Origin of the sequence: Anaerovorax odorimutans DSM 5092 (assembly GCF_000426305.1) — a bacterium.
GTDB lineage: Bacteria > Bacillota > Clostridia > Peptostreptococcales > Anaerovoracaceae > Anaerovorax > Anaerovorax odorimutans.
Window position 1 is genome coordinate 320,147 of the sequence record NZ_AUFC01000001.1, and the last position, 15,056, is coordinate 335,202.

17 protein-coding genes and 1 tRNA gene are annotated in these 15,056 nt (G+C 28.4%); 16 read left to right on the plus strand and 2 right to left on the minus strand.

The features are described from left to right. The first annotated feature begins 60 nt into the window (after positions 1 to 60). The 4 genes from K292_RS0101550 to K292_RS0101565 all read left to right on the plus strand — a co-directional run bounded on the left by K292_RS0101550 (position 61) and on the right by K292_RS0101565 (position 2,221). The gene (locus K292_RS0101550) at positions 61 to 618 is read left to right on the plus strand and encodes a hypothetical protein (protein WP_027398366.1); all 558 of its coding nucleotides are present in this window, start codon (positions 61 to 63) and stop codon (positions 616 to 618) included. Positions 619 to 775: 157 nt separating this feature from the next. Next, a tRNA-Leu gene (locus tag K292_RS0101555) sits at positions 776 to 860 on the plus strand. Between the two features lie 129 nt (positions 861 to 989). Then, positions 990 to 1,925: a tyrosine-type recombinase/integrase gene (locus K292_RS0101560; RefSeq protein WP_051280131.1), complete on the plus strand. Its 936-nt coding sequence runs from the start codon at positions 990 to 992 to the stop codon at positions 1,923 to 1,925. 11 nt (positions 1,926 to 1,936) lie between these two features. After that, positions 1,937 to 2,221 (plus strand): hypothetical protein, encoded by a 285-nt coding sequence (locus tag K292_RS0101565; protein WP_027398368.1) that lies wholly within the window; start codon positions 1,937 to 1,939, stop codon positions 2,219 to 2,221. A 1,132-nt stretch (positions 2,222 to 3,353) separates the two neighbouring features. Here the strand turns inward: K292_RS0101565 and K292_RS0101570 are convergent. Then, positions 3,354 to 4,370 (minus strand): hypothetical protein, encoded by a 1,017-nt coding sequence (locus K292_RS0101570; protein WP_027398369.1) that lies wholly within the window; start codon positions 4,368 to 4,370, stop codon positions 3,354 to 3,356. 271 nt (positions 4,371 to 4,641) lie between these two features. Between K292_RS0101570 and K292_RS0101575 the strand changes: the two genes are divergently transcribed. From K292_RS0101575 to K292_RS0101610, 8 genes are all read left to right on the plus strand, one after another. Continuing rightward, positions 4,642 to 5,244, plus strand: a complete 603-nt coding sequence (locus K292_RS0101575; protein WP_027398370.1) for a hypothetical protein — start codon at positions 4,642 to 4,644, stop codon at positions 5,242 to 5,244. A gap of 231 nt (positions 5,245 to 5,475) precedes the next feature. Further along, entirely contained in the window at positions 5,476 to 5,733 is a 258-nt protein-coding gene (locus K292_RS0101580; RefSeq protein WP_027398371.1) for a hypothetical protein, read from the plus strand. A 41-nt stretch (positions 5,734 to 5,774) separates the two neighbouring features. Further along, a complete protein-coding gene (locus tag K292_RS0101585) occupies positions 5,775 to 6,308 on the plus strand; it encodes a hypothetical protein (protein WP_027398372.1) in 534 nt (177 codons plus the stop codon). Between the two features lie 6 nt (positions 6,309 to 6,314). Next, on the plus strand, positions 6,315 to 6,902 hold the full coding sequence (locus K292_RS0101590) for a hypothetical protein (protein WP_027398373.1): 588 nt from the start codon (positions 6,315 to 6,317) through the stop codon (positions 6,900 to 6,902). 135 nt (positions 6,903 to 7,037) lie between these two features. Continuing rightward, positions 7,038 to 7,253: a DUF5659 domain-containing protein gene (locus tag K292_RS0101595; protein ID WP_027398374.1), complete on the plus strand. Its 216-nt coding sequence runs from the start codon at positions 7,038 to 7,040 to the stop codon at positions 7,251 to 7,253. A gap of 17 nt (positions 7,254 to 7,270) precedes the next feature. Next, positions 7,271 to 7,483: a DUF5659 domain-containing protein gene (locus K292_RS0101600; protein WP_027398375.1), complete on the plus strand. Its 213-nt coding sequence runs from the start codon at positions 7,271 to 7,273 to the stop codon at positions 7,481 to 7,483. A gap of 16 nt (positions 7,484 to 7,499) precedes the next feature. Continuing rightward, on the plus strand, positions 7,500 to 9,239 hold the full coding sequence (locus K292_RS0101605) for a DEAD/DEAH box helicase family protein (RefSeq protein WP_027398376.1): 1,740 nt from the start codon (positions 7,500 to 7,502) through the stop codon (positions 9,237 to 9,239). 526 nt (positions 9,240 to 9,765) lie between these two features. Beyond that, the gene (locus K292_RS0101610) at positions 9,766 to 10,905 is read left to right on the plus strand and encodes a hypothetical protein (protein WP_027398377.1); all 1,140 of its coding nucleotides are present in this window, start codon (positions 9,766 to 9,768) and stop codon (positions 10,903 to 10,905) included. Positions 10,906 to 11,366: 461 nt separating this feature from the next. On the opposite strand, the gene K292_RS0101615 is transcribed toward K292_RS0101610, so the two are convergent. Next, complete coding sequence (locus K292_RS0101615; protein WP_027398378.1) at positions 11,367 to 11,576, minus strand: helix-turn-helix domain-containing protein; 210 nt, start codon at positions 11,574 to 11,576, stop codon at positions 11,367 to 11,369. 147 nt (positions 11,577 to 11,723) lie between these two features. Between K292_RS0101615 and K292_RS17595 the strand changes: the two genes are divergently transcribed. The 4 genes from K292_RS17595 to K292_RS0101635 all read left to right on the plus strand — a co-directional run bounded on the left by K292_RS17595 (position 11,724) and on the right by K292_RS0101635 (position 15,004). Then, positions 11,724 to 12,287 carry a hypothetical protein gene (locus tag K292_RS17595; RefSeq protein WP_027398379.1) on the plus strand — a complete coding sequence of 188 codons (564 nt, stop codon included), beginning with the start codon at positions 11,724 to 11,726 and terminating at the stop codon, positions 12,285 to 12,287. A gap of 100 nt (positions 12,288 to 12,387) precedes the next feature. Then, the gene (locus K292_RS0101625) at positions 12,388 to 13,446 is read left to right on the plus strand and encodes a zinc ribbon domain-containing protein (RefSeq protein WP_027398380.1); all 1,059 of its coding nucleotides are present in this window, start codon (positions 12,388 to 12,390) and stop codon (positions 13,444 to 13,446) included. Between the two features lie 30 nt (positions 13,447 to 13,476). Further along, complete coding sequence (locus K292_RS0101630; RefSeq protein ID WP_027398381.1) at positions 13,477 to 14,124, plus strand: hypothetical protein; 648 nt, start codon at positions 13,477 to 13,479, stop codon at positions 14,122 to 14,124. A gap of 271 nt (positions 14,125 to 14,395) precedes the next feature. Continuing rightward, positions 14,396 to 15,004, plus strand: coding sequence for a recombinase family protein (locus K292_RS0101635; protein WP_027398382.1), 609 nt, complete (start codon positions 14,396 to 14,398; stop codon positions 15,002 to 15,004). The last annotated feature ends 52 nt before the right edge of the window (positions 15,005 to 15,056 follow it).

Consider the following 15,056-nt stretch of genomic DNA (forward strand, 5'->3'; position numbering starts at 1 on the left):
AAAGCTGTAATTGATATAGGAAATAGTTAATACTACGATAGTTTAATAGGAGATAAATAAATGTATGAATCAATGTATCGGAAGAATTCAGAAACAGGAAAATATATAATTGACATAGCTCTTGATGGATACTACGATTTTTTTCATGAATGGGATAATACTTCTTTTAGGAAAAGAGATATACATCCTGAACTGGTGGAATTTCTAGATTTATGTTCTGAAGATATTCCTCTAAAAAAAGATATAGAAATTCATTTTTGTGTTGCCAATGAAGATAAAAATGAGGAAATGGAAAAACTCATATTAAAAAGCTATGATAACTATTATAATTTTTTCTGTAGAATTAAGAAAAAAAAGATTAAGGGAAATTTCTATAGTTCAATAGCTCTTGCTATAATCGCTCTTATGCTCATATTAGCAAATGCCATACTAGAAAAAAAGCTGCCTAATGAACTTTGGTATGAAGTACCTGTAAAAGGTGTTTATATTGGAGGCTATGTATTTTTTTGGGAAGCTCTATATAATGGGTATTTTGGAAGCAAGGAACTTATTACTCAAAAAAAGGAAATTGCTAGATTAGGAAGGGCAAAGTTATTTTTTAAATATAATAAGTGTTAAAATGATAATTTAGATTATATTAAAAATAAGTAAATTATGCCTATAAAAAACGTGATTTCAAAGTAATAAGAATAGGCAAATCATTTTATTTATCATTGACAATGAATAAAAAGTTGGGTATTATAATTAAGAAAGTATACGGTTTAACCGTATTCATGCGGTCGTGGCGGAATAGGCAGACGCGCACGGTTGAGGGCCGTGTGAGTAACATCGTGGGGGTTCAAGTCCCTTCGACCGCACCATAAAACCTTGAGATTTAAACGATTTCAGGTTTTTTTATTTCTAATATGTAAAAATAAACCACTAATTCAGTACACACGGTCTTTTGTGAAAAACATTGAGCCGTGTAAGGCAGAAAGGTGGTTTTTATTATGCCTAAAATTAAAATGTGCAATGGCAATAGTAGAAGTATAAAGGAGGGTTTTGAAGAGTTTTTACTTATGTGTAAAGTAAGAAACTATTCAAAATATACGATTAAGTATTATGAAAATGTAATTCATAATTTTGAACTCTTTTATAATTTGGATAATGATATTGCAGAGGTTACGGAATTCATTGTAAACAAATATCTACTATTTCTAAAAAATAAAGGTATTGCAGGAAAGACAATCAAAACTTATATAGGAGGTCTGCGAACCGTATTTCGTTTCTTTATGGAGAAAGGTTGGATGGAAACCTTTATTATTAAGATGCCTAAATTTGAAAAGCCGATTAAAAATATCTATACCAAAGAGGAACTTGCTATATTATTAAAAAAGCCTGATTTAAAGAAATGCGGTTTTACTGAATATAGAAATTGGGTACTCGTGAATTATTTGGTTGGAACAGGGCAACGCTTGAATTCAATTATAAATATTAAAATTAAAGATATCGATTTATTAAATTCCGTTGTATTTTTAAGAGTAACAAAGAATAGAAAGGAAACAATACTTCCTTTAAGTTCTTCACTGGTTGATATTTTAAAAGAATATATGAAATATAGAAGAGGTGAAACAAGTGATTATTTATTTTGTAATAGCACTGAAGAACAAATGAGCAGAGGTTGTATCACTTGTGCTATAAGAAATTATAATAGGGCAAGAGGAATTGAAAAGACTTCAATTCATATGTTTCGACATACATTTGCTTATAATTATCTCATGAATGGTGGCGATGTATTTAGACTTCAGAAACTAATGACACATAGTGATATCTCCACCACAAAAGAATATCTGAATTTATCCCTTGAAGATTTAGAGAAGGACTTTGAAGTGTATAATCCTTTAGAGCAGTTAGTAAATAAAAATAATTCTATTAGAATGAGATAGGTGGTGCAATCATGGAAAATAAAAAAAGATTAATTGACAATGTAACATTATCAAACATAGCCTGTGCAATCTATCATTCAGAGCAATTAGATTTACCAATAGAGCAGGACTATGAGAAATTAATACATACTGCACTATCAAAACTAAATAAACAGCTACATGCTAAATTAGCTTATGATGATGCAGAAAATCTTTTTAATTTGATTATAGATTACGGTGAGCATTGTAGTAAAAAACACTTTGAAGAAGGAATGATTTCAGGAATTAGATTATTCAAAGAACTTCTATATACATAGTATAAATAAGATTACATAAAGATTTAAGCCACTTTATATTTCTAATGGATAGATAATACCAAAAGGTAATTAAACTTGAAATTAGGACTAATAAGTGGCTTTTTCATTAATAAATACTGAGTTCAACACATAGGGGGGTACTTCACAATTAATGGTAAAATTTCATATTTCCACAGACCATAATCTCTTCTGAACACACCGCAAGGTTATTTTTTAAACCGATGCACATATAAAAAATATGGTTCTATGGCAGAATTAAGCTATTTAATTTTGAAGAGGATAGATTGTACCAAAAGTAGAATTAAAATGAAAATAGGTTTTATTTTATGCGATTTAGTCTTTGAAAATGATATAATATTCCATATATTACTTTTTATATTATTTGTGATAATAGTAAGAAACTTCTCTACAAAAGGTACGACTTTAATATCGCTACTTACAAGGTACGTCAAATTTAACGCTTCATGTAAAAGGGGACGAAATTTGATTTACCTTATAGAAGGGGTGTACCTCCCTGTACCTATCGTAGATTTTTATATTTTGTCATTAAATCAGTCTATATATAGGGTCAGAATATTGCTCTGTACGTATGAAAAGGTAATTAGAAAATGTCATGTGTATAAAAATCATACACATGAGGTAAGTAAAATACCTATTCTTTTAGTTTCATACCCATAAAGGAATACAATTTCTTATATCATAATTTACGTTGTAATAAGCAAAATTAAGGGTCTATTTTGGATTTTTATATGAGTTTGGTATAATAAGTTCACCTTGAAAAAAGCCTATTAGAAAAACACACGTAAGATACTAACGGCTAGTCTCTTCTATAATATTTATATTTTTATTACTATTAATTTATTAAAGAAAATACCGTAATACAAAATAAACATTGAAATTTAAACGTTTATAATGGATATGAGAATCTTTGCAGATGAGAAGCAGCATAATATTTTGTCTGCATTTTCTCTAAATGCTGTTAGAATGTGATGTTGTAAATTATATACTTCTTACACTATTTTATTTTGAGAACCTTTGAATCCATAAATTTTAACGGGTTTTGAGGTGCTTACGTACAAAAAAGCACTCTATCAAGTAGAATGCTTCATGTAATATTTATATTTTTATTCTTTTATAAATAATCAGTTAAATTAGGTTGAGTAATTTCTTTTTTTTGATTTACTGTTTTTTCAATTAACTCTTTTAAATCTTTTAAAAATTGTTGTTTCACTTCAACTGATTGTTTTTCTAATTCTGTTAAATCTTGTGATATATAAGCAAAATAAAAAGCTAAGTCCACATGAAGATTATCATTTATTTGTTGTAGCTTTTTTAGCCCTATATCTTTATTAATAATTGATATTAGTTTTAAACCAGTGGTTATTTGTTTCAAAGCTTTAATTTGTACATCTGGCATTCCACCAAATAACTCATCAATATTTTTATCTGTAACTTTAATTAAGACTGTTGAGCTATATCGTTTAATTTTATAGAATTTTAATTTGCTATCTGCTAAATTTCTTGCATCTTTTTCTTGACCTAAAAGGTACAAAGTATATAGAATAACTTCAATTATAACCAAATGTATAGTTTCTAAATTAGATGATAAAAAACTATTTAAATATTCTAAGGGCATTGATATTTTTATTAAGTCATTATTAAGGCTTTCTACATAATACCATTGATTATATGGTATTTTATTAATAATATCAATTTCATATTGCTCCAAATCTTGATTCCTATTTATCATATTGATTAAATTTTCAGTAGTTATATTCTTATCCTGCATGTAATTATTTATTTCTATTACTAAATCATTTGGTATGGTGTGCTCTATAACCAGTTCATCTATATTTGAAATAATATTTTTAGTAAATGGTGTATAAGTATCACTTTTTTGTGCACCAAGCATTAATAATTCCTTAATTCCTCTATCGTTTTTAGTAATAAAATTACATAGTTGATTTAAAAAATCTGTTTTAATTTTTTTTATTTCACCCTTTTCTAATTTAGATATATAAGAGGAAGATTTATTAAATTCATCAATTATGCTTCTAGCAGTTACTTTGTTTTCAATTCTAAAGTTTTTTATTAACATACCTAACTCTTTGGTTAGAGAGATTTCTTCTATTGTAAAAATGTCACTCATATTATTTTACCTCCAGTTATCATTACAAAGAAGTATATACTATAAAAAATAAATAGTCAATATTATAACGGTAAAACAATATATGATTACACATTAAATAGCTTATTATTATAAAGGTAAATAATTACCTAAAAAATATACCGAAAATAATGTTTGACATATTAAAAATACCGTGATATATTATTGACAACGATATATTATAATGTGAACTTGATAAGGTAACTTTTCAAGATACAAGATATTTGCGAAAAGAAAGTAGAGGATATGAAAGATGAGAAAGAACGAAATGAATTTAATCAACATTGAAAAATTTAAAAGAGACTTAGAGAGTAAATTCACAGCAGAGACATCACTAGAAGAATTAATAGATATAACTGAGTGCGCTAGACAAACATTTATAATTGACTCAAATAAATGGACTAAGGCTGATAAGAAGAAATTGATGAAAGAAGAACTTTCTGCTGGAGAAATTATTAATTTAAAATTGTTTTTTAACACTATGGAAGAGGACTATGCAACAAAACTTATTGTTAAAGATTTTATAAAATATAAGGACAATATCCGAGAGATTATGGCAATAAGGAAAGTCCTTAAAGAAGTTGGTATAGTAAGATATGAGTGGGGTTTTGATACTTATAACACATTAGCACGGGTTATACAATATCAGAAAGATTGGGAAGACTTTTTAGACCTGTGGGAAAGAGAATGTAAAAATCATACTTATTTCTATATAGTGGACAGGTATTTAGAAAGTAAAGGGTTTAAGGTTGGGGATAAAAGACCAACGGAAGAACAAGAGAGAAGAATGTTTAGGAAAAATTATGATGTGGTTATGGAGAGGAGAAAATCAAAGATTATTTGCGTACAATTTTAAAAATTGAAATTAGTGTATATAGACAAGCGATTTTTGTTTGTTTATATGAATAGTAAATTGAAAGGATGTGATGCGATTGATTGTAATTAATATTTGTAAATAAAAAAGCCATATTCTTTATGAATAGATGTCCCCACATCTATTTTGAATAGGCTCATATAAAATAATTCAATTAACAGTATACCCTAAAACGTAGCTTTTATTCAAGATAAATTATAGGAGAAAAATCAAATGAATATAGATGAAGAAAAAATGTGGGAGGCTTATTCGGCTCAACTTGATGAAATAGCAGAGCAAAATAAAAGACGAAACATAGAGGTACTAAATCTTAAATGTAGCCTTTTGAAGCCACTATTAACCACAGATAAAACCAAAATATCAAATCAAATAAAAACTTTAAAGCAAGAAATGAAGAGTAATACCCCTTATGGAGATAAAACGGTGTACGAGGAAATTATTGGCATATTGAAAAGGGCTCAAGTAGCTTAACTAATTAAAATAACAAACAGATATGAAAGGATAAACAAATTATGAATAATAGGATTTTAAAAGAATTAGAAGGTATTTTCAATAAAGAATGCGGTCGAATTACAATAGGAGATTCATCAAAAACTAAACAGTTAGAGCCATTAGAAAGACAAGAACTTCCATTGGAAAATATTCTTATTAGTGTATATAACTTGATAAAGGTTAATCAGACTAGGATTGAAGAATTGGAAAAGAATTTGGATATCTTTGCAAAGAGGGTATTTGATACGGTGGAAGATTTTACAGAAGAAGAAATTGAGGAGATTAAAGAAAATCTATTCTCAATGGATATAGAAGAGCTAGAAAAAATCCAGAATGGTTGCAAAGATTATATCTATGATACTCTATTTTGCACGGAAGACGATTTTAACATTATGAAAAATAAAGCGGATATTCTTATGAGCAAAATTCTATACCCTAATGCAAAAATCAATGCCTTATTTAATAAGTTGGTTGATGAAGCTATTGAGTTTAAAAAGAAGTGTAATGCAAAATATACTAAAGCAGAAGAATATGAAAGAAAGGAAATGATTTAATTAAATATGGGAAGAAAAAAGAGCACAGGAGCAATAGAAACAAAAGAAACTAAAGTTAAAAGAGAAATACCGTCTGTACATACAGAAGGATTACCTTATTATGAGGATATTAGAGCTTCATGGGTAGCGAATCAAAGGCATTGTGACCCTGATTCTCCAGATAGGAGAGAAACCTTTATAAAAAATGGAATAACCTTTTGCCCTGAGTGGTTGGGTGAATTAGGGTGGTTAAGGTATTATATTTTTCATATGGATTCAGGGTATATTAAAGGAAAATCTAAGTTAATTAGAAGTAACAAAAATAAGGGATTCTCTGCTGAAAATTGTATAGTGGTAGATAAAGAAGTGAAAAAGAAAAAAGAGGTATCTGATAAAACAGAGAAAAAAGAAAATAAAGACAATATAGTAGAAACCTCTACTCCAAGTATTGTGAATAACTTTATAATTGCTTCTAATGATATGAAAAATCTACAAGATATTATTAAATCAGTTAATTTAATAAATAATAGAACCTTGACAGAAGATGATAATAAGATTATTTATTTGAATTCAATGGAGAATCAAACTGAACAACATACAAAGTGTAAAAACTGATACTTAATTAAGAATAATAATGGAGTTTGAGGGATAGCAACCTTCCACTCCATATAGGATATAAAAATTGCATTTTAAAGGCTTTTTAAGTTAAATAAGATGCAAAGATTTGAAATAAAACAAGGAGAAAGAAAATTGAAAGACTTAAATACAGATAGAGAAAAAGATTTGAAAAAACCGTTTATGGTATTTTCGGATAAGCTCGCAGCGTTTTTGCTGATAAATAATATAAAATTGCTTAGAGTTCGACCAGATATTCAAGACTTCTCAAAGAATGTCTACATATTTAAAAACAGTTCGGAAATAGAAACGCTTATTGAGGATTACAATGAGCAGTTGGCTTTGAGTTAAGGGAGGAAATTTATCAATTGATTAATAAAGAAGTAGGTTATTCCCTTAATAATAAAAATAGTAGAACATTTCCAGTTTATAAGCAGAAGTTAGCAGGATATTTAATGCAAGAAGGCTTTGTACTTGTTGATATTGCACCAAACACTAAAACCCCTAATCGGAATGTATTTTATTTTCGTGATACTCCACAAATAAAGCTGTCTATTCAAAATTTCTTGAATAGAAAATAGCTTTGGGAGGATGCGAATGTATAATACAAAAATAGTAAACTGTGACACGGAACTCTTGGAACAACAGAAGAAGAGTCTAATCAATGAAATTGTTTATGGAAGTAATGAAAAAATCAGGGTATTTGACTTAGAATGTGGAACTGGTAAAACTCTTACTTCCGAAGAGGCATTGGCAAAGATGGTTACAGAAACAAATAGAAACGCATTGTTTGTAAGAATGACAAAAGAACAATGCCGAGAATCTGCACGGAGAATAAACGACCTATGCAAACAACAAATTGCCTTTGTATTTAATAATGAAGATGTTAAGGAAGAAGAACGATATGAAGTTCAAAAGCAATTATATAATTATCGTGTTCTCTGTATAACTCATCAGAAATATCTGGTTTTGCAAAGTGATAAATCAAATAGAAAGTTCTTTGCAAAAGGTAGACATACTCTAGTAATTGATGAATTTCCCAATGATATAGAAAAACTATCAATAGATTTAAATTTATTTGATAAGTACAAGACTATATTAAAAGTTGATACTACTATGATTGGATATTATGATGAGATAATATTGCTTTTAAAGGATTATCTGTTGGCAAATACTAATACTCAGCGAGAGTTTCCAAAATTTGAGAAGGTAGGTATTCTATCGAAAATTGATGAGTTAAAAAGACTTGTAAGAAGCAATTTTAATATATTAGAGCCGTTTGCTGAAAATATAACGGTTAAAGCTGTATGTAATCATCTGGACAATATAAAAGAATTTTATAACCGTACTTGTATTTATGATAATGGCACTATATACACCACAAATTCAAAATATCAAAGGTGGTTGTTGGACAATAACATTATTCTGGATGCTTCAGGTGACCTTCAAATTGCATATAAGTCTGACAATGGAATGTACAAATTAGAGAATTTGCCAGCAGTTTTAAATCATGGGAAATGGATAATTTATAATTTAATTGCAAACAGCACATCGGCAGGAAAAGAAAGGATTATTAACTATTACGATATAGTGAATCAAATTATTATGGATAATGAAGATTGCTTAGTAGTATGTAAAAAAGATGAGCTGAAGTATTACGATTGTGAACATAAAGCCTATTTTGGCGATTTAATTGGTTCAAATGATTACCGTGATTTAAAGAATGTTGTGGTAGTACATACTCCCAATTTGACTGATATTGATTATATTTTACGATATTTAATTTATTATCGAGATGAAATTGATAAACCTAATCCAAAAGGACGGTTGATAGGTAATGGATTAACTAGCCGTTGGGAGTTTGTATCTTCAAAATTTGAAAAAATAAGAGAAAAATGGATTGCTAATGAAATCTATCAGGCGATAAAACGAGTGAATCGTAATATGTTACATGATACAAAATGCTACATGATTTGCAATAATACAAATGCAGTTAATATGGTGGTAGAAAAATTAAAGAATTGTACGGTGAAGACTATAGATGATTTGAATTTTGAATTTAATTATTCTAAAAGGAATGAGTACATTGGAAAATTAAAACAGAATAGTTATGCTTCAAAGTTTATTCAACTAATGGCTGAATTATTAGATAGACAACATAGTGAACTTGAAGACAAAGACTATAAGTACAGAAAAAAAGTTATCTGTAAATATCTGAATATTGACAGTGCTAATTTTAGCCATCAAATAACAAGTAAAACTGAGGTTATAGAGTATTGTAAACAGAGGAATATATCTTTGAGTGGACAATTCATAACTTTACCCCAAAAGTCGTAGGGATTTCTATATAGAATATTTAATAGGGATGGGTACGAGTTTTTTAAAATTAAATGGAAATAACAAAAATATATATTTCGGAGCAAATTAGAAAAATAAGTATTTTGGAATGTAGCGTAAGCGTAATGACAATAATACGTTTTTTATATTTTGTGACGAAGACAAGCGGAATGAATAAAAGGATATAAAATAGTGTAGCGTAAGCGGAACGTAATTTTATAACTTTTATGAAATGTAGTGCTGTCAAGATTATACAGCACAATAGATTCATAAGTTTTGTTTTTCTACAGTCATAGAGTCAATAGAACTATATGAAAAAGAATTAAGAGAAAACGGATAATAGAAAAAATATAGATATAAAAGATATGAAAGAAATATATTATAGCCTACGGCATACCAATAATCCAAACCTTACGTTTGAATTATTGCACTATTCGCTATTTTAAATTTCGCTGCGCTACATTTAAAAGTAGCAAATAGTCATCATTTTTTATATTAAATAATTTGTAAAAAGGAGAAAGAAAATATGAGTTTATGTTTAATAAAATATTTAGATAATGGAAATTTAATGATATCAGGTGACAGCAGAGCGTGTACATATGATGAAAATGGAGTGGAATATATTTCAAATGATACTACTGAAAAGATATGTAAAATAGATGATAAAACAGTTGCATTTGTTTCGGGTATGGCTTATCTAGTAATGAAAACTATAGACGACTTCAAAGATGTATTAGATAAAAGTCCTGATAATTTGGCTAAGATTTTAAAGAGGAATATTGAATCAATTCCAGAGAGTGAAATTGAAGAATCAAGGAAAAAGCTAATGACAGCAATTATTTTAGCTACAGTAGAAAATGATGAGGTAATTTATTATGTAGTAACAGATGCATGTGAATATAAGCCCATACGGCTTAATGAAAAATCAGGAGGAAGGGCAATAGTAGGGGCATACGATGAAAGTTTAATGCATTTCTATTACAACAATATTGCTAAATGTGAAACAACTGAAGATGCCATTACAGTTTTCAATAATATCTATCAAAAAGCAAATAGTTATCAAGTTGGTGGAATTGCTACAATATATGAATTATCTTCTAAAGAGGTTATTTCTGAATTCAAATATCAGATAAAAGACAAACAAACTTATAGAAGATTGTCTGAAAAATATAGAGAGGTATGCAATTTAAAAGGATTAAATATCATAAATGATAGAACAGGAGAAACGACACTTTCGATAGACAATGGTGGAAGCGTTAATATGAATAGCGGTAACATCAACTGGAATAATGTTAATTCAGACCCTAAAACTACAGATGCAGTAAATGATATTGATGCATTGGCAAGAGGGGAATATACAAAGGCAGGTAAGACCTTTATTAATGGGAACTATATATATTCTCCTAATATTCAAGCAGGTAAGTTTTATGGTGCAGAATATTTGGATTCTGATGGGATAGCAAAACTGACTTTAAGTGCGGACAATCATTATTCTGATTTACTATACCGAAATATAAGAGATAATTATGATTTATTTAAAATTCGTGACGGTGCAGACGGAACAATTACTTTATTGCTAGGGGATGTACCAGTTCTAAGGGCGAATTTAGTCACTGGAAAAGCTTATATTGATGATGGTGTTGAAGTTACCGCTAAATTCAAATAGGTATAAATTATGGAGTTGCAGATTTTGCAATACCAGTGACAGAGGATATATGATATATAGTACTTATGTTCAATTGAAGGTGAGTTGATAAGGTGAAATAGAACACTTCTAAACGTGCGTTCATGTTATGGTCGAAACCGAAAGAGAATAATAATTAAGGCATAAGGGGTATTTTTCAATATGACATATAAAAAAGTTAGAAATACTGCTTTATTATATATAAGCATATAACCCACTAATTTCAACGGATAATGACATTTTAGTGTTTGTATATAAGATATAAATTACTATTCTACAATAGTTTGAATAATGTAAAAAATGTGAAATTACTCATCGTTTACTTTTCGTAAAAACCCATGCATTTCAATGATTCTATGCTTTTATATATCAATAATACACTAAATATTAAGAAATAATACCAAAAAAGAACCATGCAGAGCTATTATAGCAAAGCATGGTTTTTAAAATTCCTCTTCAGGGATATATTTAATTATTTGTTCAACTTTACAATTGAGAATCTGACAAAGGTCATTAATAGTTGTAGTTGATATTCCTTTGTTGTTCCTAAGTCTTGAAATAGTAGAACTGCTAATTTTATATTCTTGAATTAATGTATAGGTGCTTATATTTTTATCTTTTAAAGTTTGCCAAAATGGCTCATAGCTTATCAATTGTGTTTGCACCTACCTTTCTTAATATTATATAAAAAAGTATAGATGGAAATGTTTATATTGAATATATTCGAAAAAGCGACTATAATATAATTGGATAATGTTGGAATTATAGCTTTTGTACTAATTTAAGGAGGATAAGGAAATATGGTTATAGCGATTATAATTGGATGCTTCTTCATTGTTTTAGTGATTGCAATGAATCAGGCAAGCCAAAATAAAGAAAAAATTAATGAAGCTACAAATGAAATTAAAACATGGATGGAAGATAATGAATTTAAAGTAACCTCGGATTTGACATTTTATAATGGTTCGTTAGGCTATACCATATACATAGATGAAAGTAGCAAAAGAATGATATTACTAAATACGTTAAATAAAATGAAGAATGTTTTAGAATTTGAAAATATTATTGGAATGGAAATTATTGAAGATGGTATAAGCACCAATGGTATAGGTAGGGCAGTAGTAGGCGGAGCATTATTTGGCGGAGTGGGTGCAATAGTTGGTTCAAACACTGGTAAAAAGATGGTATCGAATATTAACGCAGTCATATATACAAATTGTATTAGTAATCCTCAAATAGGAATAATACTTAATAGAACAAAGATAAAAACAGATAGTATCATTTATAGAAATACAATGGATTTTGCAAGAAAATTAGATGCTACTGTAAGGGCGATTATTTCACAAAATGAAAATCGTGAATGAATTAGTCAAAATTTATAACTTTATTTACAATAATATCGTATTGTGTGTAACTTATATAAATACATATAGTGTTGTGTTAGCTAATATGGAGGAAATAAATATGTCTTTAAAAATATGTCCAAGCTGTGGAAGTGAAATACCAGAGAATTCAAAATTTTGCCTTGAGTGTGGAGAAAAGATTGAAGTCTTTAAAAATGATGAGATTCCCGAAGATGATAACATTGAAAGTAAAGTAGAAGATAATGGTATTTCAGAAATTATAGAAGATTATACTGAAAAAGAATGCAATTTGGATTTTAGAACTAAATTATGTACCTTAGTAAGTAATAAAATTAATTTGATAATGGTCTCAATTCTTATTATTATTTGTATCCTATCAGGAACATATGTTATAAATTCTAGTATTAATTATTCAAAAGGAATTAAATCTATAAAAAATGGAAACTATGAAGAAGCAGTAAATTACCTTGAAAAGAGTAAAAATAGTAAAGCAGAGGAAAATATTGAATTAGCAATGGATTTGGCTGAATTAGATGAAAAATATAAAGAAGGAATGAAATTTTATAAAAATAAAGATTACGAATCTGCATATGAATCATTATCATTATTAAATACATCATATCCTAAATATAATGAATCTCAAAAAATTATTGAAGAAATTAAGCCAATATTAGCTCAAGAGTATTTAACAAAAGCAAAAGATAGTTACAGTAAAAACTATTATTTAGAAGCGTATGATTTTATACAAAAGTCATTAACATATGATTCAAATCAAAATGAAGCAAAAGAGTTAAAGGAATTATATAATAAAAAATATACTGAAATTTTAAATGAAAAAGCAGAAGAAAAGCGTAAAGCAGAAAAAGAAGCTGCTGAACTTGAAAGGCAAAAGTATGAACCACAAAAGATAGTTGATTCTAATGGGAAACAAATTTGGAAGATATATATATCAAATGGAAAATTTCATTTTACTGGAACATATGAAGGAAGTGGTAACTTTATTGCAAAATTATCAGATTCAAATCAAGATTTGGTAGAAGTAATTGTCAATGAAATAGGTGATTATGTGGCAGATAAAACAGTAAGTGTTCCGTATGATGGATGGTATTACTTAGAAATATACGGTACTGACGGTAAATGGACGTATAATTGGAACTAGTAAAATGTAATAAAGGAGGAAATAAGGATTATGAAAAAAAACATATTAATATTATTAATTTTTATATTATTATTATTGCTAAGTTCTTGTAGTAGTACAAAAGAATCTTCACCACCATTAAGTGATAGAGAAAGAATTTTAAATGAAGCTATCGAAATGCTAAAAAATGGTGAAGAAAGCTATGTTATTAGTGATAAATTAGAAGAATATAATGTTTATAAAGAGGGATATGATGAAGGCCTAAGGTGTAATGCATATAAGAATGGGATGGATGCAGATATGGAATATTATGTAATTGATACATATTCTTTTGCGTTGGATTGTTATAAAGATTCTAACAACGAAATCGCATTCAGAAATAATATGGCTAAAATTCCCCCAGATTATGATGGTGTTTTAGCAGAGGAAGTTAGACAAACTGCATTAGAGGTTTTTGGTACTCTTGATGAATGGGAACATAGTTATTTAAGTGAAGAAAATCAAGAACTTATTAATGGAGCTCCTATTCCAACTAAAAATAAGTCGTCATATACGAAGTATAATTATAATAGCACAGGATATGATAACGATGTAAATTTACCTAGTTGGTGGCATAAGACACCAGATGAAATGACAGACAAAGAATTTAAAGAATATGAAAATTATGTAGAATGGCTTATAAAGAATGCAGATGAGTAAAATTAACGCCTATTTTTCGTATTAAAAAAACTAGGTAATCGTAAATTGATAGGGATTATGTTTAAACTATAGGTTCTAATAAAAGGAACCTATAGTTTTTATATCCATAAAGGTACACCTTGACGAACATATAAAAAGGGGTTCTTTTTTAAATGAAATAGTGTTTGCAAAATATATAAAAATAAATACGAATATATTCGTAAAATAATTGACTATTGCGAACAAACATTGTATAATGTATATATCAAATGAAGAACGAGAGGTATACATTATGAAAAAGATTTACGGATATGCAAGGGTAAGTACAACGGAGCAGAATCTTGATAGACAGATTGAAGCATTAAAACAATGTGAAATTGATGAAAGAGATATTATCACTGATAAGGCAAGCGGTAAAGACTTAAATCGTGATGGCTACCAATCGTTAAAAAATAGTCTGCTTAGAGAAGGGGATACCTTAATCATTAAGTCACTGGATAGATTGAGCCGTAACAAGTGCCATATAAAAGAAGAATTAGAATATTTCAAGTCCAACCATATAAGATTAAAGGTCATTGATTTACCTACTACTATGATAGAACTTCCTGAAGGTCAGGAATGGGTATTTGAAATGATAAATAATATTCTAATTGAAGTATTAAGTAGCATAGCAGAGCAAGAGCGTTTGACAATAAGACAGAGACAAGCTGAGGGCATTGCAGTTGCAAAAGCTAAAGGTAAAGAGTTAGGTAGACCTAAAGCTGAATATCCTGATAATTGGGAAGTGGTTTATAATGAATGGAAAGATAATAAAATAACTGCTAAATTGGCTATGGAACAAATGAATATGAAAAGGACTACCTTTTATAAGTTGGTTAAGATGTATGAAGAGGGCAGATAAATTTTGTAAAAGAATAAAAAATAATAAGCCTAAATTTATAATGGATGCATAT

Excerpts from the sequence above, each read along its gene's own strand:
- K292_RS0101550 (WP_027398366.1), top strand. The coding sequence starts at position 61 with ATGTATGAATCAATGTATCGGAAGAATTCAGAAACAGGAAAATATATA.
- K292_RS0101585 (WP_027398372.1), top strand. The coding sequence starts at position 5,775 with ATGAATAATAGGATTTTAAAAGAATTAGAAGGTATTTTCAATAAAGAA.
- K292_RS0101565 (WP_027398368.1), top strand. The coding sequence starts at position 1,937 with ATGGAAAATAAAAAAAGATTAATTGACAATGTAACATTATCAAACATA.
- K292_RS0101580 (WP_027398371.1), top strand. The coding sequence starts at position 5,476 with ATGAATATAGATGAAGAAAAAATGTGGGAGGCTTATTCGGCTCAACTT.
- K292_RS0101570 (WP_027398369.1), bottom strand. The coding sequence starts at position 4,370 with ATGAGTGACATTTTTACAATAGAAGAAATCTCTCTAACCAAAGAGTTA.
- K292_RS0101560 (WP_051280131.1), top strand. The coding sequence starts at position 990 with ATGCCTAAAATTAAAATGTGCAATGGCAATAGTAGAAGTATAAAGGAG.
- K292_RS0101625 (WP_027398380.1), top strand. The coding sequence starts at position 12,388 with ATGTCTTTAAAAATATGTCCAAGCTGTGGAAGTGAAATACCAGAGAAT.
- K292_RS0101630 (WP_027398381.1), top strand. The coding sequence starts at position 13,477 with ATGAAAAAAAACATATTAATATTATTAATTTTTATATTATTATTATTG.
- K292_RS0101605 (WP_027398376.1), top strand. The coding sequence starts at position 7,500 with ATGTATAATACAAAAATAGTAAACTGTGACACGGAACTCTTGGAACAA.
- K292_RS0101590 (WP_027398373.1), top strand. The coding sequence starts at position 6,315 with ATGGGAAGAAAAAAGAGCACAGGAGCAATAGAAACAAAAGAAACTAAA.
- K292_RS0101635 (WP_027398382.1), top strand. The coding sequence starts at position 14,396 with ATGAAAAAGATTTACGGATATGCAAGGGTAAGTACAACGGAGCAGAAT.
- K292_RS0101575 (WP_027398370.1), top strand. The coding sequence starts at position 4,642 with ATGAGAAAGAACGAAATGAATTTAATCAACATTGAAAAATTTAAAAGA.
- K292_RS17595 (WP_027398379.1), top strand. The coding sequence starts at position 11,724 with ATGGTTATAGCGATTATAATTGGATGCTTCTTCATTGTTTTAGTGATT.
- K292_RS0101610 (WP_027398377.1), top strand. The coding sequence starts at position 9,766 with ATGAGTTTATGTTTAATAAAATATTTAGATAATGGAAATTTAATGATA.